This window comes from Marinobacter excellens LAMA 842 (assembly GCF_001574445.1).
Lineage (GTDB): Bacteria > Pseudomonadota > Gammaproteobacteria > Pseudomonadales > Oleiphilaceae > Marinobacter > Marinobacter shengliensis.
In genome coordinates this window covers 16,083-36,160 of record NZ_LOCO01000026.1, presented here as the reverse complement: position 1 = coordinate 36,160, position 20,078 = coordinate 16,083, and the positions used below count along the sequence as shown (strand labels likewise).

Below are 20,078 nucleotides of genomic sequence, written 5' to 3'. Positions count from 1 at the left end.
AGAAATATGAGCAGTTCACGCGGAATAGACGAGGTAATCCCCGATGCGCGGGATGGTCTCACAAAAACCGAAAGGACGATACTTTACGTCCTCAGTGAAACCCAGAAGGAGCTGGGTGGTCGCAATGTGCCTACGGTGATGCTCTACGGCCGAGTGCTGGAATACGTGAACATCAGTGAGCAGGAGCTTCACCTTTACCTGGACAGGCTTGGGGTCAAGGGTGATGGCCGCTAAGGGCGCTGGCTGCTGAAGTCTCTCGGGTCTAGCCGATAATAGCCGCACAGGGCTTTGTAGACATCCGGCTGGGCTTCAAACAGGTGTTCCGGCTGTTGAAAGAAGGTTTCTGTCAATACCGCAAAGAACTCCGCCGGCTCCGTGGCTCCGTAAGGGTCAAGCCAGGGCTTGTGGTGATGTGCCAGCCGATGTTGCAGGTGGTCCCAGGCTTTGGTCATGGTCTCCTGCCAGTTTCGGGCCTGTTCGCCATAAAGCGGGGGTGCGCCATCGGCGGTGCCATCCAGGTAGTCCAGCTGGTGGGCGAATTCGTGAAGGATCACGTTGTGGGAGCTGTTTGGTTCCTCGATGGCGCTTTCGCACTCGCTCCAGGCCAGTACCACCTGGCCATGGGAAGACGCCTCACCTGCACGGATCTGGTCGCTGTGGCTGACCACAAGGCCGTCGCTTTCGGTGCCCCTGGCCCGATAGACGTCCGGATACACCAGAATACTCCGCACATCGTCGTAATCTGAAAACGGCCGCTCCAGAATCAGCAGGCAGGCGTGGCCGGCGATGGTTACGCGCACTCTGTCGTCTACCGCAAAGCCATCGCAGCCGTAATAGTCCTTCTCTGAGACAAACAGCTGTACCAGACGCTCAAGCCGCCTCCTTTGTTGGGGTGCCAACCTTTTGTAGGCGGGTACCTGCTTTTTCAGGTAGCTGCGCCAGGGCTTGGGGAAGGGCTGCTGCAGTTCACGCTTTCGCCGCCAGCTGCGGTAGAAAAACAGATAGAACAATGATCCAGAGATCAGAAGCGTGGCAAAGATGGCAAATACAACCGCTGTGGACATTCAGGTTCCCATTACCATGGCTGGTGGTTGTGTTTGTGGTGATCATACCTGATTCTGTGGGCAACAGTGGTCTGACCGGGAGTCATAATGAAGTACATTTTTGAGGTTACGGTTAAAGAGGGCTATAAAGCCGAGGATTATGCGGATGCCTGGGTAAGAGCCAGCGAGCTGATTCAGCAGGCGCCGGGGGCGCGGGGCACTGAATTGCACCGGAAGATCGGTGAGCCGAACAAGCTGATTGCCATCGCCAGCTGGGACAGCAAGGCAGACCGGGATGCCATGGACGCAACCAAGGACCCCCGGATTATGGACATCATCAAAAGCGCGGCGCCGTTTGTGGAGATCCGGCCTTTGGGTGAATTTGAAGACCCGGAATGGGTGGTGATGCCGCCCGGGTACAACGGGTAATCAGTGGTCATCGAGCTTGTTCAGCGTCAGGTCTTTGTCCAAACGATAGGTATCGAAATCTTTGGCCAGGAACAGGTGGCCTCTGTAGTGCTGTAACGCCTCCGCTGCCAATTGATTAATATGGGGCGTGCCGCCAGTTACCGACTGGTAGCGTGAGCTGAAATGAGTCAGCACCAGGTTAGGCAGTTTCACGCTCTGGGCGAATCGGGCTACCTGTTGGGCTGAGCTGTGTTGGGGCCAGTGGCCAACCCGATCGGCCACGTCCTGTGTATAAGTGGCTTCGTGGATGAGTACATGAGTGCCTTGGCTGGCCTCTTTCAGAAGCTCCGGTGTGTCGTTATCGCCACCCACAATGATGCGCCGGGCGGTTCTGGGTATGTGCGTGTAGTCGTCGCTCCTCAGTAACCGGCCGTCATCCAGCAACACGTCGTTGCCCTTTTGCAGATCGCCCCAGGCCGGGCCAGCCTCTATGCCGTCCGCCGCCAGTTTCTCCTGCTTTAACTGGCGCTCCAGATTTCTTTCGGTAAAAACATAGGCCCGGCAGGCTACCCGGTGGGAGAGCGCCACGTTGGTAACGCCCATACGGTCATCCTGCCAGTAGAAATCCTGCGCCTCGGAGTTGATGAAGTTCAGCGGGTAGCTCAGGCTCGAATCACTGTTTTCAATCACCGCATCAATAAAGCGGCGCACCTGCGGCGGCGCAATGATATCCAGAGGCTCTGTGCGGCCAAGCATGGAGGCACTGGTGAGCAGACCGGGCAGGCCGAAAATGTGATCGCCATGGATGTGAGTGATGAAAATGGCGCGTAGCTGCATCACCGAATACCGCGTGCGCATCAGTTGGTGCTGGGTACCCTCACCGCAGTCGATCAGGTACCAGGGTTTGGGGCCGGAGCGGCTCAGGGCCAGTCCGGTGACATTGCGTGACCGGGTTGGTGTTCCGGCGGATGTGCCCAGGAAAGTAAATTCCATCGTGCCTCGTTTCGCGGTAATGTGCCCCCTAATGATACGAAACCTTTTACCGAGAGGATACGTGCCGCACCATGTCTGACCTGAAAGACCCCCGGGTACTGTTCGCCGCAGAGCGCACTCTGTTGGCCTGGAACCGCACCAGCCTTGGGCTGACAGCCTTCGGCTTCCTGGTAGAACGGGCGGGTTTGCTGCTGGCGGCATTAGCTCCGGAGACCGGCAATAGCATGAACCTGGTAGCCATGTATTGGTTGGGGATGCTGTTCATTCTGCTGGGTGCCGCCACAGCGTTTTATGCTACCCGCCAGTTTGCAGCGGTGTTGAAAACCCTGAGTCCTGAAGAATTTCCCAACGGCTATAACGCCCGCTGGGGAATGACCATCAACCTGATCGTGGCGTTCCTCAGCCTGGCACTGGCAGCCGCCCTGTTTGTCAGCCAGTACTAACACAATCCAAGAACGACAGAACCAAAGGAGTCACACCTTGTCTGAACTAGCCAACTACGAAAGCTTCAATATTGAAGTAAAAGACCAGATTGCCCACGTGCAGTTCAGCCGCCCGGAAGCCCTGAACACCATGAACAAGGCATTCTGGCTGGAGCTGCCCCGTTGCGTGCAGGACATCGAAGCCAATACCGATGCCCGGGTGATTGTGATTTCCTCCACCGGCAAACACTTTTCCGCCGGCATGGATCTGGGCGTATTCTCTGATCCAAAATCCGTGCCCATGAGCGGTGATCCGGGCCGGATGGCGGAGAACCTTCGCCGGGTGGTGCTGCAGCTGCAGGATACCCTCACATCCCTGGAAAGAGTGCGGCTGCCGGTATTGGCAGCGGTTCATGGCGGCTGCATTGGCGGTGCCCTGGATCTGGTGTGTGCGGCCGACAGCCGTTACTGCACCGCGGATGCCTATTTCACCATCAAGGAAACCGAGCTGGGCATGACCGCCGATGTGGGCACCCTGCAGCGCCTGCCCAAGCTGATGCCCGAGGGCGTGGTGCGGGAACTGGCCTACACTGGGCGTAAGTTCGGGGCAGAGGAAGCTCATCGTCTTGGTTTCGTGAACACGGTATACGAATCCCAGGAAGCGATGCTGGAAGGCGTCATGGCCATTGCGGCGCAGATTGCGGCCAATTCGCCCCTGGCGGTAACCGGTTGCAAGGAGATGATTAACTTCAGCCGTGATCACAGTGTGGAAGACAGCCTCAAGTACATGGCTACCTGGCAGTCTGGCATGTTCCGCCCCACCGACATGATGAAATCCTTCCAGGCAAAGGCCCAGAAACAGGCGCCCGTCTACGATGACCTGTTCCCGGTCAAGGATCTGTTCTCTAACTGATCCATGCCTGACCGCCGGAGCTCCTCAATCTCAACATCTGCCGCCCTGTTGTTCCAGGGCGGCATTGGTCTGGTTGGCCTTCTGGCCATCTGGCTGTTTGGTATTCCGATACTGTCGGGCGGCCTGAGCCTTACCGAGGCGGTTTTGTTTGGCGTGATGGGTGCTGCTGTTACCTATCTCTCGCTGCTGTTGCTGACCCAAAATTCCTGGTTGTTCCCCGATGACCTCAGCAGCCAGATGCAAGCGCTCTATGATTTTGTGTCCGGTTACCGCTGGCCGGTGTTACTGGCATTGGCTGTGCTCGCCGGCGTTGGTGAAGAACTTCTGTTCCGGGGCGCGGTTCAGGGCTGGTTGTTGCAATACACCGGGCCCTGGACGGCGGTACTGGCGGCGTCTGTGCTGTTCGGCCTTGTACATTATGTGTCATTCACCTACTTTCTGGTCGCTACGGGCCTGGGCCTGGTGCTGGGTGCCGCCTACCAGCTCAGCGGCAGTCTTGAGCTGGTGATGGTGTGGCATGCGGTTTATGACATGTTGGCGATATACTGCCTGATAAACTATCCCCATTGGTTTGGCGTGAAGCGCTAAGCAGTTCATCTCTCATTTCAGGAATTCTCTGTGCTGGAAAGCTATCTGACCGGTTTACTGGTATGTGGGGGTATTATCGTCGCAATTGGTGCACAGAATGCCTACGTACTGAGCCAGGCGATTCGTCGCGAGCATCACTGGTGGTCGGCCGGTGTCTGCATGACGTCCGATATCCTGTTGTTCACTCTGGGCATGTTTGGCGTGACGGCGGCACTGATGGCGATGCCAGAGGCCCTGGAGGTTTTGCGTTGGCTTGGAGTCTCGTTCCTCGGCTGGTTGGCGGTTCAGGCGTTCATCAGGGCTGGACGGGGCAGGGCTGCGCTTGAGGCCGGAGGCGAAACTCGCAAGACCCTGAAAGGGGTGCTGCTGACTACCCTGGCGGTCACCCTCCTCAACCCTCAGGTTTATCTGGATACTTTATTGCTGATTCCTGCGGTGGGTGCCCAGCAATCGAGTGCGCCCGGCTTTGTTGCAGGCGCAAGCAGCGCGTCTGTTATCTGGTTTGGTGGGCTGGCCTGGCTGGGTTCTTCGCTGGCTCCGGTGCTCTCTCGCCCCGGCGCATGGCGGGTGATTGATGGTGTTATTGGTTTGATGATGCTCGCCATCGCCCTGCAGCTGGCGTTTTCAGGTCTGTGAAATTCAAGTGATCGTGCGAAGTCCGTTTTTCTGCCTATACTCACGTCAGTAACAGAGGAATAGCTTTAACAACAACCACTCTGGCGGAGTTAATTTGGGAATCTTCAAGCGCAATCTTTGGATGTTGTTCTGGCTGGTTGTTGCTGTTGGTGTGCTTGTCCTGTCGTTTATTCTGACCAGTATCTGGCAATCCACACTGCGTGCCCAGGAGTCTCACCATCAGTCTCGCGTTCAACTGATCAGTCAATCTGCCATCAACGTGTTACGTACCCAGGAGTTGATCCTGGACGTAGCCGCCGCTGAGCTTGTGCGCCTGGATCTTGTCAACGCCACCCCCGAGGTGTTGCCCTTTCTCGACAATATCATGGAGGCCAGCCCGGCGCTCGCAGGTTTCGGTATGGCCTTGCCGGATGGGCAATTGGTGAAAGTGACATCCACCGTGGATGTCAGCCTGATGCCGAATCTGTTGGAGCAGGAGGAATCCCGGGACGGCTTCCAGCGGGCTATGGAGTCTGATCGGTTGGTGGTGGGCCGCACCTACTATTTGCCGGCGGTCGGTGCCTGGATTATTCCTGCCCGTAAAGCCATAAGGGATGCCAGCGGCGAAGTGATTGCGGTGATGTCTGCCGGCATTCGGGCTGATGGCGAAAAAGGAGTATTCGGGAGCAATCTGCACACCGGAGCGGACGACTCTGTGATGATCTTCCGGGAGCACGATGGCTATTTACAGTTTATGTCCAGCGAGGGCGTCACGCCAGATATGTACGCCCACATCCAGCGGACACCGGAACAGCGTGAAGAAGACAGGCAAAGCCTGATTGCAGCCAATGATGCTTCTGTTGAGGAGGTGAAAGTAAGCCCGGAACCCAGTATCTACTACAGCAGAAGAGACGGTGATACGTTCATTGGTGGTGCCTGGTATTCCCCGGACTATGAGCTTTGGATTGTTTCAGAATCCAATATTCGTTCGGTCTGGGGTGCCTTTCTGGATCGTGCCCTGGTTTTGTTGGCGGTGTTTGTCGCCTTGTTTCTCCTGCTCTTCTATCTCGTGCGTCAGATCGAGCGTGCAGAGAAAAAACGCCGCTCTGCCCTGATGTATCAATCTCGTCATGATGATCTGACGTCGCTGCTCAACCGGGTCGGCCTGATTGACCAGATACAGCAGCTCGTTAATCGCGACGAGGGCTTTGGTGTTGTTCTTCTCGACATCGATAACTTTCGGGGCATTAACGATCGGTTCGGGCAGGAACACGGCGACAAGGTACTGAGCGAGTTCGCCCGGTGTTTACGTGAGCTGACCAGTGAACAATACGGCGCATCGCGACTTGGCGGTGATGAGTTCGCAGTGATCAGCCGTATCCATGAGCCTGAGAAGCTGCTGGCATTCTGTAGCGATCTGCTGCGAGGGCTGGCCCGCCATATGGCCACCGGACCAATGGGGCTCCAATTGGGTGCCAGTGTGGGGGCTGCTGCGTTTCCGGACCACGGAGATTCATTCAACAGCGTTATTCGAAGTGCCCACCTGGCGCTATACCAGGCCAAGAGGACCCGCAACGATGTGTGCCTGTACCGGAACGAATTTGAGGCAGGCTATTTGCGGCGCGTGCACATTGAACAGCGACTTCGTGGGGCTATTCACCAGGGCAGGATATTTATGGCGTACCAGCCGCAGCTGGACGCCTGTGGCCGGGTAGTGGGCGTTGAGGCGCTGGCCCGGTGGGATGATGAAGAGCTCGGGTATGTGCCGCCCAATGAATTTGTTGAAGTGGCAGAATCCTGTGGCTTGATGGTGGAGCTCGGCAACTACGTGTTGGGCCGGAGTCTCTCAGACTTCCGGACGATTCTTGACCAGGCGCGAATGCCATTGGAGCTGTCGGTGAACATCTCCGCCATGCAGTTTATGCAGTCAGGCTTTGCCGATCTGGTGTTGTCTGAATTGCAAAAGCATGGCGTGCACCCCCACTACCTGACCCTGGAGATCACCGAAACGGTTTTCATGGCAGGTTTTGACCAGGTCATCCCAGTGCTGGAACACCTTCGGCGCGAAGGCATCAGTTTGTCCATGGACGATTTCGGTACCGGTTATTCGTCCCTGAGCCTGTTGCGCAAGCTGCCGATCGATGAACTGAAGATCGACAAGAGCTTTGTGGATAACATCATTGATGACGAGCCTGCCCGAAACATGGTCGAGAGCATCATTGCCATTGGCAAGAATCATCGCATGCGCCTGGTTGCCGAGGGGGTGGAAGAGCAAGCCCAGTTCTCAACGCTGGTGGCGATGGGCTGCGGGCGCTTCCAGGGTTACCTGTTCAGCCGTCCGGTGCCGGCGAGCGACGTGGCCTCCGTGGTCCGTCAGTGCAACGACAAGGCTGCGCCCCCCGTCTGAGGCAACCTCAGGCGTGTTGCTTCTCCACCTGGCTCAGAAACTCACCGATGTCCTCAAAGGCTTGTTCCGCTTCCGGCAGCAGGGGTGAGAAGATGTGCCATACGTGCACCATGTTCTGCCAGGTGTGAAGTTGCACCGGAGAGCCTTCGGCCCGGGCTTTGGCGGCATATCGGGTGGCGTTGTCCAGCAGCATCTCCGTGCTGCTGGCGTGAATCAGCGTGGGCGGCAAGTCGTTAAGGTTTCCGCGCAGGGGCGACGCCACGGGATTGGTGGGGGAAATGCGAAACGCCGCCAGGGTACCCCACCAGAGTACCGGTAGCGGAATCTTCGACAACCCTCCGAAAACCGGCCCAAGTAAGGGATCGGTACGGATATTTTCCCGGTTGCTGGGGGCGGTCAGGGTGAGGTCTGTGGACGGTGACAGGGCAACAGCTGCATCGGCCTGGCGCTCCCCATTGTCCCGAATCCAGGCCAGCAGAGACAGGGTATGGCTTCCACCGGCAGAATCGCCCGCTACCACCATGAACTCCGCCTTCTCTTCGCCATCCGGGCCGTGGTTCAGCAGCCAGGTATAGGCCTGGCGGCAGTCGCGAATGCCGTCCATAAAACGGTGTTCCGGCATCAACCGGTAATCCAACGCAAACACCGCCGCATTGGCCAGTTGTGAGAACCGGTCGGTAATGGCGCGATGACTGCGGGGGCTTCCTGCGGCCCAGGCGCCACCGTGAATGTAGAGCACCCGGCGGCGGGTATCGGCACCCGGTGCAATCACCCATTCGCCCCGGGGTTGATCGTTGTGGCGAATCTCGGATTTAACCTCTACACCTTCACCGAGACTGTCCAGATGATTTCTGAGTGCAATCAGGCGGGCTTTGCCCTTCAGGCCCCGGGACGCTCGCCCCATGTCTTTGATGCGTTCCATCACCTCGTCGTGGGCGGGGTTCGGAGCCACTTCCCGCACCGCCCAGTCACCGCCATCGTAGTGGGAAAGGTCATGCACCCGGAACAGCAAGAAGGTTGAGAGAACGATGAGCGCAACAACAGCGAGCAGAATCCAGAGCATGGGTTTTCCTTTTGGGACCCTGTAAAAAGGGAACTATGCTGAAACTATATTCGTACCATGGCCAAGCATACAGAGGAAAGTCATCTTGCAAATAGCCTATCGGGCCCGGGATATCACCGAGGCACACATTGTTGCCGGCATGTTGGAGGCCAATGGCATCGACGCCTATGTGGGCGGGCACTACCTGCAGGGTGCGATGGGGGAGATTGGTGCTGCCGGATTCAGCAATGTTCATGTGGACGATGATGATGTTTACCGGGCCAGAGTTCTGATTGACGAGTACGAATCCGACCGGGTGGTAGCGGCCTCGCAACGCGACGAGCAGGACAAGCCGGATCATTATGCTCGCTGGTTTATTGTTGTAATCGTTGCTTTGGCCTGGCTTCTATGGCGATTCTGAGCTGATCGGATGGTTTGGCTTTTGTTGTTGCGCCCCCACTGGTAATGGGTGCCTCATTTTTGTTATGTTGTAACGCTTTTGAGGCCGCACTCATGTCTGATCCCGTCCGCCCTGTTCCTACCAATCTGATCCTTGGTTTTCTTGGTGTAGGCAAAACCACCGCCATCCTTGATTTGCTCCGGCAAAAGCCGGAAGGCGAGGTTTGGGCGGTTTTGGTGAACGAGTTTGGTGAGGTTGGGATCGACGGCGCCATCCTGGAGACCGAGGGAGCCGTGGTACGGGAAATTCCCGGCGGCTGCATGTGTTGTGTTGCCGGCCTGCCCATGCAGATTGGCCTTAACCAGCTGATTGCCCGGGCGAAGCCCGACCGGCTGTTGATCGAACCCACCGGTCTTGGCCATCCCTCCCAGATTCTGGATACCCTGACGGGCGAGTATTATCAGGACGTCTTGAAACTGGGCCCGGTGATCACCCTGGTCGACCCCCGTAAACTGGAAGACCCCAGGGTGCAGGACAACGTTCAGTTCCGGGACCAGGTGGCGGCGGCGGATATATTGGTCGCGAACAAGACGGACTTGTGCACAGACAACCAGGTGCACGCATTTGATCAATGGGCGGCCCGGCTTGCACCGGAGGGCCGTCCGGTGTATCACACCAACCATGGCCACCTTTCGGTTGCCTTGCTTGATGGCACGGCCGCGTTACCCGAGGTGTCTGAGCCTCATGCGCACCATCACCACCATGGCAAGATCGCGGATAGCCCGCCACCGTCAGTTGATGAGAACCCATGGCAATGGGTCACTAACCGGGGGCAAGGGCACAATAGTATAGGCTGGCGGATTCATCCTGAGTTGATGCTGGACGAAAATGCGATACTGGCGATGGCCATGGATGACCGGTTGCTGCGCTTCAAGGCCGTTATTCATACCCGGGATGGCTGGCGCGTTGTAAACGTTGTGGACGGCGCTGTTACCATCCTGCCGGGCGAGCCCAGGGAGCTTTCCCGGGTGGAATTGATTTCAGCCGAGGCACTGGATGCCTCGGAAATGGACCAGCTGCTGCGGGCCGCAGCCGGGCTGACCGACCAGGATTAAGGTATGAGAATTCGGATTACTCACCAGAGAATCACCCTGTTTCTGCAATCCATTCTGTTGCTTGAGGCGGTGCTTGCGATCTGGGGGCAGCGCTGGTTTACCGCTTTCCTGACCAGCATGATCATTGTGATCACGCTGTTCCCGATACTGTTTGAGCGGCGGTTCCGGATTCACATTCCCCCGGAACTGCAGTTGGCGGCCATTGGGTTCGTGTTCGCGTCACTTTTCCTTGGGGAGATTCACGACTACTACAACCGGTTCTGGTGGTGGGACATGGCGCTGCATACCATGTCTGGCTTCCTGCTGGGGATTCTCGGTTTCTTGCTGGTTCACATCATGAACGAGACCGAAAAGATTCACGTTCACATGAAGCCCGGGTTTGTAGCGTTCTTTGCCTTTATGTTCGCGCTGGGCGTTGGTGCCCTGTGGGAGATCTTCGAGTTTGCCATGGACAGCCTGTTTGGCATGAACATGCAGAAGCCAATGCTGGGCGATCCCTCGGGGCTGACCGATACCATGTGGGACCTGATCGTTGACGCGCTGGGCGCGCTGATTATTTCGATCCTTGGCTGGCGATACCTGAAGAACCCTGAGCGGAACTCGTTCCTGGAGCGCTGGATTGATTCGTTTATCGAGCGTAATCCACGCTTTTTCAGGAAGTGAGGGAAAGCCCGGCAAGCGCCGGGCTTTTGGGTTTTAATGGCCGTAGATGCGCATGGTGGTGTCTTGAACCACCAGGTTGTCCATCATCACCGAGCCGATAGAGGTGCCGCCCACCAGCACCTGGTCAATCGACATGTCCGCCGCGAAGGTGTTCAGGTCGATGGCCAGGGCGTCGCCGGCGCCACCCAGGCGGGTACCCTTGTACACGTCCATATCAATGGTGGCTCCAAGAGTCAGAACGCCCGGGTTCGCAGCGGAGCCATCGAGCCGGGTGCCCATGTAGTCAGCGCCAGTCATCTTCAGGCCGCGGATGCCCAGGGCCAGGAAGTCGAAATCAACGTTGAGCTCGGAGATGCCTACCTGGGTATTCAGGTTGAGGGTGTCGGTGGCGGTATCAACGCGGATGCCAACCTTGGTGAAGGCACCCACCATGTTGAAGTTGCTGGCCAGCAAGGTCGAATCGGTATGACCCTCCAGCGTCCAGTCACCGGTGCTGATACCGAAATCGATCGGCGCCGCGGTGATCGGGAAGATGTTGATCAGTGCGTCACCGTCATCCGCGATGTCGATATCGATCTTGATGTTGTCGATCAAATCACTGGTCTGACCGAACAGGGCGTCGCGGAAATCGGTGATCTCCTCGAACAGATCTGTACGGTTGGCGCCACCAATCTTGATGTCTTTGATGGACAGTGAGCCTTCATCGGTGTACCGGAATTCGCCGATGTCCACCCGGGTTTCCAGCTCAATGGTGACACCGGCCTGACCGGTGATGTTACCCATATGGGCGTCGTCGAGAGGCTTCAGGTCTGCTTGTGCCGCAAAAGGCAAACCAGCGATGGCCAGCACTAGCGCGGATTTTTTCAGGCTTTTCATTGTATTGTTCCTTTTTGGTTTTGTTATTCGACGTTTCCAACGACGTAGCCACAGCCGGCTATCGCCAGCTGTGGCCGTGTTATCCGGCTAAGCCGGATTTCCTTACTGTTCCGGGGTCAACTCCAGTTCAATGGTGTTGCCGGAACCGGTGAGGAACTGGTTGAGCAGACCAGTCAGCAGTCCGCAGTTCTCCAGCGGTGGCAGATCGTAGACACCGTTGACGGTGCCGCCGGTCGCTGGCGAGAAGTTGGAGCCTTCAACCGAAGCGAGGTCGATGCTGACGGGCTCGCGAGTCATACACTCGGAACCCCCTCCAACCCGAAGCGGCAGGCCGAGAATCTTGATAGCCACCTTGGGCACTTTCACGTACAGCTGTGAGTTGGCGGTGAGCTTGCCGTTGATCAGCGTGCCGGTGGTGACGTCTGCCTGTTCAAATTCAACATTGGCTGAGGCATTCAGCCTGCTGAAAAGCAGTTTGATGGAGAAGTTGCCATAGGTTGGGTCCAGCTCCAGGTCGGCCTCGAAGGTGCCCGTCGCCAGATCCAGCAGGGTGGCAATGGAACCGTTCAGGGGCAGGGTGCCGCCCGAGGACTTAATGAAGGTAGAGCCTTCCAGGCCGAGTAGCAGCTCAAGTTCTGAACCGGTTTGCTCAAAGGCCTCAGCGGAGACAGGAACGCTGACTTCCGGTGTTTCCGGGTCGTCTGAACGGATCACCAGGTTGGCGTTGCTGATGCCCACCGCGTTGGCGGTATAGCTCAACTCAACGGTACAGCTTTCGTTGGCGGCAATGGTTGTGCAGTTGTTGGTTTGAACAAAGTCTGCAGCGCCGGCACCTTCAAGTGCAATGCTGTCAATCAGCAGGACTTCGTTACCGCTGTTGCTGATGGTCACTTCCGCCGATGCGCTCTGGCCCAGCTGGATTCGGCCCAGGTCAATAGCGTCTGGATTAACGCCGATTTCCGGTGTCGGGGCCAGTACACCACGGCCGGTCAGCGCCACATCAACCGCAGGGTTGTCGGCATCGGTCGACTCGATGGTGAGGGTTGCATTGCGAGTGCCTTCGGTGCTTGGAGCGAAGGTCACGTTCACGTCACAGGATTCACTCGGAGCCAGGCTTGCGCAGTTGTTGGTCTGCAGGAAGGCGTCGGCATCGGTGCCGCTGATGACAACGTTGTTAATGCCCAGCGCGGCATTACCGGTGTTGGAAACGGTGACGGTTTGCTCTGCCGTCAAACCCGCTTGCACGTTTCCGAAGGCCAGGTCTTCCCGGTTTACGCCAATACGCGGCGTTTCGGACACCTCACCGCTAACCAGAATGGTTTGCAGCAGGTTGTCCTGATCCGGAAGTTGCACGCAGTCGGTGAGAATCTCGCCGATGGGGGCCGGCGCAATATCGCCATTCGGGGTGCGGGCTGTCAGGTCAAGGGTAAGCCCGCCAACGCGAATCTCAGCCTCGCCGATATCGTCTTCGGTAAAGAGCACTTCAGGTGCCAGGCCTGAGGCTGGAACATCGAATTCGCCGCTTACGTTAGGAATGAATGTGGGCGGAATTGTCAGTTCGACAATCTGTTCCAGACTGCGATTGGCGGTTACCACGGTGTTGAAGCTGGTTGCAATGCCTTCGACCGTTTCCGAACCAACCAGCTTGAGCCCGGTGCGGGCGTCGTCGTTCACTACGGTAATGGCGGTGACTTCAAACTGCGGGGTGGGCTCACCAACGTTGGCCACTGTGGGAATGTCTGCGCTGATCTGGGCGCGGATGGGTTGGGTTCCGATCAGGGGGAACGGGCATTCGAATGCCAGTTCAATGGATACCGGCTCTGCGGCTACGTTGCTTGCACCACCGGCCATCAAGGCCGCTGCCGCAACGGCCGGGCCGAGCTTGCGGACACTCGTATTGAGGTTCCTGAGTTTCATGAGTTCGTCCTCTGTCTATCTGTAGTTGTTGTAGTCGGGTTGCAGACAACACCGATGACGGACAGCTCAATCGGACTTGCAAAGATCCCTTTGCCACACGTGCGGGGCACGCATGAGTGCAGGGTCATTTAACGGTCTTGGGGCGGCGTGGGTCATTGCTTGCCCCGGCAGGGTTTTTGTCCAAAACGGAGAAGAGGGGAGGGATTGCCTAAAGCGTGAACAGCATCAACCTAATAGCTGAACCCTGTTCACTTTTTTTTGCGTGCCTTGCGACGAACGTCGCCGGGCGTATGGCCGGTCCATGACCGATAGGCTTTGGTGAAGCCGGCCTGATCACTAAAGCCCAGTTTTTCAGCAATGGATTCCAGTGGCACATTGGTGTCTTTCAGGTACAGCGTGGCAAAGCTTTCCCGGATGTCGTTTCTCAGTTCGCGGAACGAGGTGCCTGCGCTGGCCAGGTGTTGCCTGAGCGTCCTCGGGCTGATGTCCAGGCGCCGGGCAATGTTTTCAGTGGTGCAGGGGCGGCCGGGCTGGCTCATGATCAGTTCCCGGACCTGCATGACCGTCTCGTCGGCCTCCAGGGTTTGCTGTTTACGGTCGTGGCGGGTGCGGGCCACCAGGAATTCCAGGCTGGCGTCGTCTTTTCGGATCGGTAGTCCATTGAGTGGCATGGTGACCTGGCTTACGTTGGCATCGAATTCAAACTCGCAGCCTGGCGCCAGCCGTTTCCAGTCCTCTTCGGGTATGGCACTGGGGAAGTCGAACTGGAAACTGAAATGGCTGCACACCTGGCTGGATACCCGGTGAATGCTACCCATGTAAATTTTGGTCAGGCAGGGGCGAAGGTTCCCAAGCCCCCAGGTGTCAATCAGCCGGATTCGAAAGGTAGAGCCGGTGGAAGCCAGTTCCATATCCATCAACGGCAGCCCCACCCGGAGATACTGTACGATCATGCTGATCAACCGCCGCGGATTCTCCTGGCCGAGCACCGCAAACCCCAGCAGCCCATGGCTTGGGAGATCCAGCTGCTGGCCGAACTCGAAGGCGGCTCGTTCATCGGTCATTAACCAGTCCGCTTTACCTAGCACCGCCAGAACCTGGTTCATAGACAGGCTGGCCTCAGGACTTTCGAGCATGTCTTCAGTAACGCCGGTATCCTCAAGAATGGTGTGGCGCTTTACGCCCCGGCTTTCCATGAACCGGATGAACCGGTAAGCATAGCGGGCCGACACAATTGGCACTTCCAGGGCAAGACTGTTCAACGTATCCATGTTTTGTCTCTGGGCCGGATTACCCCGGCGTTTCGTCATAAACCATACTGTTGTTATTATTCATGCCTTTTACAGGCTGCTTCAGGCGCCAGTATAGGCACCGTAAGGGAGTGGTTTTCCGGCAGCTGGTCACAAACTGGTTTCATGGCCGGATATGACAATGAAACTTTCGACAGGTTGGGAATTGCCAAAATGGTAGAGGGTGATGGCGGCCGGCTCCTGTGCCCGGTGTGTGATTCGGGCACTTTGCAGACGTTTCGCACGGTTATGGAGAAACGCTACCTGCGCTGCGGGCAATGCCTGGCAACGGTCATGGCGCCTGAGTGTCACCTGACGGCAGATGAGGAGCGCGCCGTATACGCGCTGCATAACAATGACACCGGGGACGCCGGCTATCGCCGGTTTCTGTCGAAGCTGTCAGAGCCCCTGTTGGCGAAGCTGGCTGATGGTGCCCGGGGGCTGGACTTCGGCTGTGGGCCAGGGCCGGCGCTTGCGGACATGATGCGGGAAGCGGGTTTTGACATGGCGCTGTACGATCCGTTCTTTCACCCTGCCGGGTCGGCTCTTGAGCAACAGTACGATTTCATCACCTGTACCGAGGTGGTAGAGCACCTTCACCACCCGGCTGAGGTGTTCAGGCAACTGGATGCACTACTAAGGCCGGAAGGCTGGCTCGGGATTATGACGTGCTTCCAGACCGACGATGATCGGTTTGATCAATGGCACTATCGGCGCGACCCAACCCACGTGGTGTTCTATCGGGAACAGACGTTCGCCTGGCTGGCTGGCCACTACGGTTGGCAGTATGAAGTGCCTCGTAAAGACGTGGTGCTGATTCGCAAACCGGGCTAGCGCTGTCTCGTGTCAGCGGGGCAATCCGGTATCGGCGGGCACGAGCTTCGGCTGCCCCCGGTTTCGCCCTTTGGCAGCTCCGGCGCCTGGCCAAAACGGTCCGGGTTCAGGTTTGCCGCGCAGGCCAGAGCCTTGCTGGCCTGCTCTGGGCAAGACCGGGCGTTCAAGGCGTAAGCCAGGTTATTCCAGCCCTCCGAGAAGCCAGGAAAGCGGTTAACGGCGCGCAGGAAGTGTGATGCCGCGCCCTCGGCGTTGCCCTGGTCGTAAGCCAGGTTGCCCTGGGCCATGATCGGTGCGGGTTGGTCTGGCCATTGCTGTTCGGCGGCCTGATAGGCTTGCTGAGCGGCCCGGGTGTGCCCGGTGCTTTCCAGATCGTGGGCCGCTCGCAGATAGGGCAGGGTTTCCGCTGTCGCTGGTAGTGAATCAGGCGGCAGAATGACCACCGCCCATCGGTCTGCCCGGTTCCAGGTGGCGTGAAACACCTTGTAGGGCATCCGGTAATGGCGCCGGGTGTCTGTGTTCAGTATCAGGACTTCCTCTTCACTGTCGTAGCCCACCACTACCGCAAAGTGCCACTGTGGCCACCAATTGAACCTCAGGTTCTGCATGATCAGAACGGGGTTGCCTGCATTCACCTCGCCAAGCACTGCCTCAAGGTTGGGCTTCAGTGGATACACCACCATGTCGTGGGAACGGGCGCCAGCGACCATTTCAACTTGCAGTGAACCCTGGCGGCCGGGCAGGTAAACCAGTTCTTTCAGGATTTCAGGGTCCGTTGCCAGGCCCTGTGTGTTCAGCATGGTTGCCAATGAGGCCGGCCCACACTGGTACTTTTCCTGAGGATAGAAAGGGACATGATCCAGCAACGCCTGGTCCAGCACCGTATCGCCTTGTGGCGCGGGGGCTGGTGTTTCTGGCCAGGGCGGTGTGCTGGCACAGCCTGCCAGCAGGATCAGCCCCAGAAGGGCTGCAAACCTGCCGGCAAGGCCGGGCTTGTTGGCGGGGGCGGAAGGTGTCAACGAATGCAATTGATGAAGGAGAACAGGTTCGTGGCACACAGCATGTCAGTGATGATGAATACCAGAAGGAACAGCACGATAACGCCAACAACGCCTTCCCCGGCGGGTGCCTCAGCCAGTTGTTGCTCGAAGTCTGCCAGTTCAGCCGGTGTCAGGTTTTGGATACGTTCGGCAACCTGAGCTTCGCTGACACCCATCTGGGCCAGTTTGTCCTGCACGTTCTGGTCTTCGAGCATGTCCAGCAGTTGTTGGCGGTCAAGGTCCGTCTGTTGCTGCTGAATCAGCTCGCCTGTGCCCACCATGCCGGCATGGGCCGAGACGGAGAAGGTGGTTGCGAACGACATCAAGATGACCATGATCAGGGAAAGCTGCTTCATGTGACGTCTCAGGCTGTTCATATCAGACTCCTTGGTTCTTGGGTTATCGAAAAACCTTAGATGGGAATGTGTACTGATTCAACATACAAAACGTTCACGCTTTCATGCTAAAGCTCAGAATGTGGAGAGTCCCGTGGCTTCCATAATCCGGTATTGCCAGTATTTGCGCCTGGAGTGATCGGCCCAGGCTGAATAGGGCAGACTCAGGGCCTGCTCGTTGTCTGGGCCGTGTGTCCAGTAGTCGTCAAAGAAGGCGTTGGCCTTCTGCGCGACAGGGTCATCCTGTTGCACGGCCAGCCACACGTTGGATTCCAGGTTCAGGTCATCCAGATTACGACGGGTAAAGTTGGCGGAGCCCAGCAGCAGTTCGATTTGCTCATTCTGCCCACGGTAGATGACAAGTTTGCTGTGGCACTGCTCGCCCCGGGTGTTGCACCAGCGCACCGGAATGCCGGCCTCGTGCAGCTCACGGGCAACAGGTCGGTTGGGAATGCCGTTCTTCTCGTGGCCAAAGGCATCTTTGTTGGCATCCAGCAGAAGGCGGATTTCGACGCCCCTGCGTTGCGCTTCCAGCAGCCCGTTGATGATGGGACGGTGGGAAAGATAGAACATGGCCATGTCTAACTGCTCCCCCGGCTGGCTTCGATTGATCATATCCAGAGCAGCGTCCCGGATGGCGGATTCGGTCAGAAGCTTGAGGGTGCCCTGTGAATGGTCGGGCAGCTGGCTATCTTGAGTCATCCGTTCCAGCCAGCGCTCGAGTGTGCTGCTGTCGGCACCGGACATACGGATAACCGCCTGTTCGCTTCGGATAACATCCAGAACCGCGGGGCCACTGAAGGCCAGCCCGATATTGCTGTGCCGGCTGCTGCCATTGTGGGGGTTTGCGGAGGTGACAACCGCCCGCAACCGGTCGCCTTCGTCGGCCACCAGAAGCTTCCGGTGATTGGCTTTGAAATTCGGTAGCGCCAGGTAGCTTCGGATGGTGGCGGGTTGGTTGCCAAGGGCATTGGGCAGCCAGCCACCATCCGGGTTGTTGCCCAGCCACCGGCAACACAATCGCCACAGGGATGACCACGCGGGATTGCTGTCGCGCAGCGGTTCGAGATCAGTGACAACAACCTCAATGCCAGCGGCAGACAGCGTATCAAAGTGAGGTGAGTGGGTGCCCCCGTAAAAGGTGTTCAAGGGGTCTGAAATCAGAACAATATCCATGTCTGGTTGAGCATTCTTACGCTCAAGCAAAGCCTGGGTGAGCTGCTCGGCCAGGGGGCGAAGGTGGATGTCCTCGGGGCCGGTGCTGTTGAACAGAAACATGTCCAACAAGATAAAGGTTTCGGCCTGTTCGATCAGGCGGAAGATTTCGTCGAATATCTCATGATCCAGCGTTGATTGCCCGTCACTGAAATGTCGGGTAGTGTCTGTCAGCAGTTCAGCGTCTTCCAGCGGTGCCGCATCGCCTTGATAGCGAATGCCGGGTGGAAGTGGTTTGAAAGAATGCCATAGGCCAAGGCCGATCAGGCTGAGCAGGACAACGCCGACAATGAACTTGAGGATCATGGTGGGTTCGTTCCATCGAATGGGCATGGGTGGCTGGTTCAGTGCTGCTGATTGATCACCCAATCGGCGAAAAGCCGGAGCAATTGGCTGGCCTCGGGTGCTGGCTGAACGGAACTCAGCAAAGCGTTTGCGTCCAGGCCTTCGGACTCAAGATCAGGGTATTGGACTTCCAGGTAGGCTTTCATGATCTGTTCGTCGAATTCCGGATGAAACTGAACGCCCCAGGCATTCTTGCCAACCCGGAAGGCCTGATGGGGTTCAAAGGTGGAGCGGCCCAGAAGCACAGCGCCCGGAGGCAGTTCTATTACCGACTGTTTGTGGGTCAGTTGGGCCGGGAACTGTTTCGGCAGCTGGCTGAACAGTGGGTCGTGCTGGGCGCTGTCAAACAGGGTAACCGACTGGGTACCGGTCTCCCGGCCGTCAGGGTGATAATCCACTTTGCCGCCAAGCGCGTGGGCCAATAATTGATGCCCATAACACACGCCCAGAAGCGGGACGCCCGCTTCAACCGCTTGCCGAACCCACGCTGCCGTCGTTTCACTCCAGGCCGCACGCTCGCTCACCATCGCCGGTGAACCCGTAATGACGATGCCTTGCCAGTCGCCAGGTTGCCCGGGCGGCGGTGCTTGAGTGACGTCTGCAATCGTGAGTTCTAAATGGCTGGAAAGTGCCCGCGCAAACCAGACATCAAAGTCCCCGAACTGATCCCTGATCTGAGGGTAGGTAGACCCGGTTTTCAGGATCACCACGCGGGCTTTGTGGGGTGTTTGTGTTCCAGCCATAGCCAGCTCCAACTCTTATGACTCTTCCGGGAGTTCCGCGTTGTGGAACACGTTCTGAACGTCGTCCAGATCGTTCAGCATGTCGAGGAACTTCTCGAACATCGGAATATCGTCGCCTTCCACCACGGTGGTGGTTTTGGGCAGGAACTGGATTTCGTCAACATCAAACTCGATGCCTTCAAACGCCGATTCCAGGGCCTGTTTGGCTTTGGCGTATTCGGTGTTGGGGGCAAAGACCGTGATCTTGCCATCTTCGTTTTCGATGTCGGTTACATCGACATCGGCTTCCATCAGTGCTTCCAGAACGGCCTCTTCATCCTGGCCGGAAAAGGCGAAAATGGCGCAATGGTCAAACATGTGTGCCACAACACCAGGGGTGCCGATTTTGCACTTGGTTTTGGTGAAGGCCAGGCGCACATCGCCGAAAGTGCGGTTGGGGTTGTCGGTCAGGCAGTCGACAATCACCATGCAGTTACCCGGGCCGTAGCCTTCGTAACGGGCCGGAGAGTAATCTTCGCCAGCGCCACCCTTGGCTTTATCAATGGCTTTTTCAATCACGTGTGCGGGAACCTGGTCTTTCTTTGCCCGCTCAATGAGTCCGCGAAGCGACAGGTTAGCCTGGGGATCTGTGCCGCCAGACTTGGCGCTCATGTAGATTTCCCGGCCGTACTTGCTGTAGACCTTGGTTTTTGCCGCGGCCGTCTTGGCCATGGATTCTTTGCGGTTCTGGTAGGCTCTGCCCATCTGTGGTGCCTCTCGTGCTCTCGGTAAAAGGACGGATTTTACTCAACTAGCGGCCTCGGTGACAGCCTATT

At 57.5% G+C, this 20,078-nt stretch carries 22 protein-coding genes; 11 read left to right on the top strand and 11 right to left on the bottom strand.

Annotated elements, in window-relative coordinates; all coding sequences use genetic code 11:
- Positions 1-6 precede the first annotated feature (6 nt).
- Positions 7-234 carry a hypothetical protein gene (locus tag J122_RS17080; RefSeq protein WP_061333339.1) on the top strand — a complete coding sequence of 76 codons (228 nt, stop codon included), beginning with the start codon at positions 7-9 and terminating at the stop codon, positions 232-234.
- Here the strand turns inward: J122_RS17080 and J122_RS17075 are convergent.
- On the bottom strand, positions 231-1,064 hold the full coding sequence (locus J122_RS17075) for a zinc-dependent peptidase (protein WP_061333338.1): 834 nt from the start codon (positions 1,062-1,064) through the stop codon (positions 231-233). The genes J122_RS17080 and J122_RS17075 overlap by 4 nt on opposite strands.
- An 87-nt stretch (positions 1,065-1,151) precedes the next feature.
- On the opposite strand from J122_RS17075, the gene J122_RS17070 reads away from it, so the two are divergent.
- Positions 1,152-1,472: an antibiotic biosynthesis monooxygenase family protein gene (locus J122_RS17070; protein ID WP_061333337.1), complete on the top strand. Its 321-nt coding sequence runs from the start codon at positions 1,152-1,154 to the stop codon at positions 1,470-1,472.
- On the opposite strand, the gene J122_RS17065 is transcribed toward J122_RS17070, so the two are convergent.
- Positions 1,473-2,444 (bottom strand): ribonuclease Z, encoded by a 972-nt coding sequence (locus J122_RS17065; protein ID WP_061333336.1) that lies wholly within the window; start codon positions 2,442-2,444, stop codon positions 1,473-1,475. It lies immediately after the preceding gene.
- A 71-nt stretch (positions 2,445-2,515) separates the two neighbouring features.
- Here J122_RS17065 and J122_RS17060 point away from each other — a divergent pair, with 71 nt between their 5' ends.
- The 5 genes from J122_RS17060 to J122_RS17040 all read left to right on the top strand — a co-directional run bounded on the left by J122_RS17060 (position 2,516) and on the right by J122_RS17040 (position 7,389).
- Positions 2,516-2,887 (top strand): YidH family protein, encoded by a 372-nt coding sequence (locus J122_RS17060; RefSeq protein ID WP_058090609.1) that lies wholly within the window; start codon positions 2,516-2,518, stop codon positions 2,885-2,887.
- Positions 2,888-2,924: 37 nt separating this feature from the next.
- Entirely contained in the window at positions 2,925-3,779 is an 855-nt protein-coding gene (locus J122_RS17055; protein ID WP_061333335.1) for a crotonase/enoyl-CoA hydratase family protein, read from the top strand.
- Positions 3,780-3,782: 3 nt separating this feature from the next.
- A complete protein-coding gene (locus J122_RS17050) occupies positions 3,783-4,367 on the top strand; it encodes a CPBP family intramembrane glutamic endopeptidase (RefSeq protein WP_082780626.1) in 585 nt (194 codons plus the stop codon).
- Between the two features lie 30 nt (positions 4,368-4,397).
- Positions 4,398-5,003 carry a LysE/ArgO family amino acid transporter gene (locus J122_RS17045; protein ID WP_061333334.1) on the top strand — a complete coding sequence of 202 codons (606 nt, stop codon included), beginning with the start codon at positions 4,398-4,400 and terminating at the stop codon, positions 5,001-5,003.
- Positions 5,004-5,097: 94 nt separating this feature from the next.
- Entirely contained in the window at positions 5,098-7,389 is a 2,292-nt protein-coding gene (locus J122_RS17040; protein ID WP_082780625.1) for a putative bifunctional diguanylate cyclase/phosphodiesterase, read from the top strand.
- 7 nt (positions 7,390-7,396) lie between these two features.
- On the opposite strand, the gene J122_RS17035 is transcribed toward J122_RS17040, so the two are convergent.
- A complete protein-coding gene (locus J122_RS17035) occupies positions 7,397-8,452 on the bottom strand; it encodes an alpha/beta hydrolase (protein ID WP_061333333.1) in 1,056 nt (351 codons plus the stop codon).
- Between the two features lie 85 nt (positions 8,453-8,537).
- On the opposite strand from J122_RS17035, the gene J122_RS17030 reads away from it, so the two are divergent.
- The 3 genes from J122_RS17030 (at position 8,538) to J122_RS17020 (ending at position 10,609) form a co-directional block, all read left to right on the top strand.
- Positions 8,538-8,852: a DUF2007 domain-containing protein gene (locus tag J122_RS17030; RefSeq protein WP_061333332.1), complete on the top strand. Its 315-nt coding sequence runs from the start codon at positions 8,538-8,540 to the stop codon at positions 8,850-8,852.
- A 92-nt stretch (positions 8,853-8,944) separates the two neighbouring features.
- The gene (locus tag J122_RS17025; RefSeq protein ID WP_061333331.1) at positions 8,945-9,946 is read left to right on the top strand and encodes a CobW family GTP-binding protein; all 1,002 of its coding nucleotides are present in this window, start codon (positions 8,945-8,947) and stop codon (positions 9,944-9,946) included.
- Positions 9,947-9,949: 3 nt separating this feature from the next.
- Positions 9,950-10,609, top strand: a complete 660-nt coding sequence (locus J122_RS17020; RefSeq protein ID WP_058090601.1) for a hypothetical protein — start codon at positions 9,950-9,952, stop codon at positions 10,607-10,609.
- A 33-nt stretch (positions 10,610-10,642) separates the two neighbouring features.
- On the opposite strand, the gene J122_RS17015 is transcribed toward J122_RS17020, so the two are convergent.
- The 3 genes from J122_RS17015 to J122_RS17005 form a co-directional block, all read right to left on the bottom strand.
- A complete protein-coding gene (locus J122_RS17015; protein ID WP_061333330.1) occupies positions 10,643-11,485 on the bottom strand; it encodes a DUF6160 family protein in 843 nt (280 codons plus the stop codon).
- A 102-nt stretch (positions 11,486-11,587) separates the two neighbouring features.
- Complete coding sequence (locus J122_RS17010) at positions 11,588-13,402, bottom strand: choice-of-anchor D domain-containing protein (RefSeq protein ID WP_061333329.1); 1,815 nt, start codon at positions 13,400-13,402, stop codon at positions 11,588-11,590.
- 248 nt (positions 13,403-13,650) lie between these two features.
- Positions 13,651-14,673: an AraC family transcriptional regulator gene (locus J122_RS17005; protein ID WP_061333328.1), complete on the bottom strand. Its 1,023-nt coding sequence runs from the start codon at positions 14,671-14,673 to the stop codon at positions 13,651-13,653.
- Between the two features lie 192 nt (positions 14,674-14,865).
- Here J122_RS17005 and J122_RS17000 point away from each other — a divergent pair, with 192 nt between their 5' ends.
- Entirely contained in the window at positions 14,866-15,525 is a 660-nt protein-coding gene (locus J122_RS17000; protein ID WP_061333366.1) for a class I SAM-dependent methyltransferase, read from the top strand.
- Here the strand turns inward: J122_RS17000 and J122_RS16995 are convergent.
- From J122_RS16995 to J122_RS16975, 5 genes are all read right to left on the bottom strand, one after another.
- Positions 15,522-16,544, bottom strand: coding sequence for a PA2778 family cysteine peptidase (locus J122_RS16995; protein WP_082780624.1), 1,023 nt, complete (start codon positions 16,542-16,544; stop codon positions 15,522-15,524). The genes J122_RS17000 and J122_RS16995 overlap by 4 nt on opposite strands.
- Positions 16,541-16,900 carry a PA2779 family protein gene (locus J122_RS16990; protein ID WP_227510261.1) on the bottom strand — a complete coding sequence of 120 codons (360 nt, stop codon included), beginning with the start codon at positions 16,898-16,900 and terminating at the stop codon, positions 16,541-16,543. Before J122_RS16990 ends, J122_RS16995 begins: the two co-directional genes overlap by 4 nt.
- A 135-nt stretch (positions 16,901-17,035) precedes the next feature.
- The gene (locus J122_RS16985) at positions 17,036-18,481 is read right to left on the bottom strand and encodes a phospholipase D family protein (protein WP_061333364.1); all 1,446 of its coding nucleotides are present in this window, start codon (positions 18,479-18,481) and stop codon (positions 17,036-17,038) included.
- 38 nt (positions 18,482-18,519) lie between these two features.
- Positions 18,520-19,263 carry a glutamine amidotransferase gene (locus J122_RS16980; RefSeq protein WP_061333326.1) on the bottom strand — a complete coding sequence of 248 codons (744 nt, stop codon included), beginning with the start codon at positions 19,261-19,263 and terminating at the stop codon, positions 18,520-18,522.
- A 15-nt stretch (positions 19,264-19,278) separates the two neighbouring features.
- Positions 19,279-20,007 (bottom strand): YebC/PmpR family DNA-binding transcriptional regulator, encoded by a 729-nt coding sequence (locus tag J122_RS16975; RefSeq protein WP_058091693.1) that lies wholly within the window; start codon positions 20,005-20,007, stop codon positions 19,279-19,281.
- Between the last annotated feature and the right edge of the window lie 71 nt (positions 20,008-20,078).

Coding starts and splice junctions, on each gene's coding strand:
- J122_RS17080 (WP_061333339.1), top strand. CDS start 7: ATGAGCAGTTCACGCGGAATAGACGAGGTAATCCCCGATGCGCGGGAT.
- J122_RS17075 (WP_061333338.1), bottom strand. CDS start 1,064: ATGTCCACAGCGGTTGTATTTGCCATCTTTGCCACGCTTCTGATCTCT.
- J122_RS17070 (WP_061333337.1), top strand. CDS start 1,152: ATGAAGTACATTTTTGAGGTTACGGTTAAAGAGGGCTATAAAGCCGAG.
- J122_RS17065 (WP_061333336.1), bottom strand. CDS start 2,444: ATGGAATTTACTTTCCTGGGCACATCCGCCGGAACACCAACCCGGTCA.
- J122_RS17060 (WP_058090609.1), top strand. CDS start 2,516: ATGTCTGACCTGAAAGACCCCCGGGTACTGTTCGCCGCAGAGCGCACT.
- J122_RS17050 (WP_082780626.1), top strand. CDS start 3,783: ATGCCTGACCGCCGGAGCTCCTCAATCTCAACATCTGCCGCCCTGTTG.
- J122_RS17035 (WP_061333333.1), bottom strand. CDS start 8,452: ATGCTCTGGATTCTGCTCGCTGTTGTTGCGCTCATCGTTCTCTCAACC.
- J122_RS17025 (WP_061333331.1), top strand. CDS start 8,945: ATGTCTGATCCCGTCCGCCCTGTTCCTACCAATCTGATCCTTGGTTTT.
- J122_RS17020 (WP_058090601.1), top strand. CDS start 9,950: ATGAGAATTCGGATTACTCACCAGAGAATCACCCTGTTTCTGCAATCC.
- J122_RS17015 (WP_061333330.1), bottom strand. CDS start 11,485: ATGAAAAGCCTGAAAAAATCCGCGCTAGTGCTGGCCATCGCTGGTTTG.
- J122_RS17010 (WP_061333329.1), bottom strand. CDS start 13,402: ATGAAACTCAGGAACCTCAATACGAGTGTCCGCAAGCTCGGCCCGGCC.
- J122_RS17005 (WP_061333328.1), bottom strand. CDS start 14,673: ATGGATACGTTGAACAGTCTTGCCCTGGAAGTGCCAATTGTGTCGGCC.
- J122_RS17000 (WP_061333366.1), top strand. CDS start 14,866: ATGGTAGAGGGTGATGGCGGCCGGCTCCTGTGCCCGGTGTGTGATTCG.
- J122_RS16990 (WP_227510261.1), bottom strand. CDS start 16,900: ATGGTCATCTTGATGTCGTTCGCAACCACCTTCTCCGTCTCGGCCCAT.
- J122_RS16985 (WP_061333364.1), bottom strand. CDS start 18,481: ATGATCCTCAAGTTCATTGTCGGCGTTGTCCTGCTCAGCCTGATCGGC.
- J122_RS16980 (WP_061333326.1), bottom strand. CDS start 19,263: ATGGCTGGAACACAAACACCCCACAAAGCCCGCGTGGTGATCCTGAAA.
- J122_RS16975 (WP_058091693.1), bottom strand. CDS start 20,007: ATGGGCAGAGCCTACCAGAACCGCAAAGAATCCATGGCCAAGACGGCC.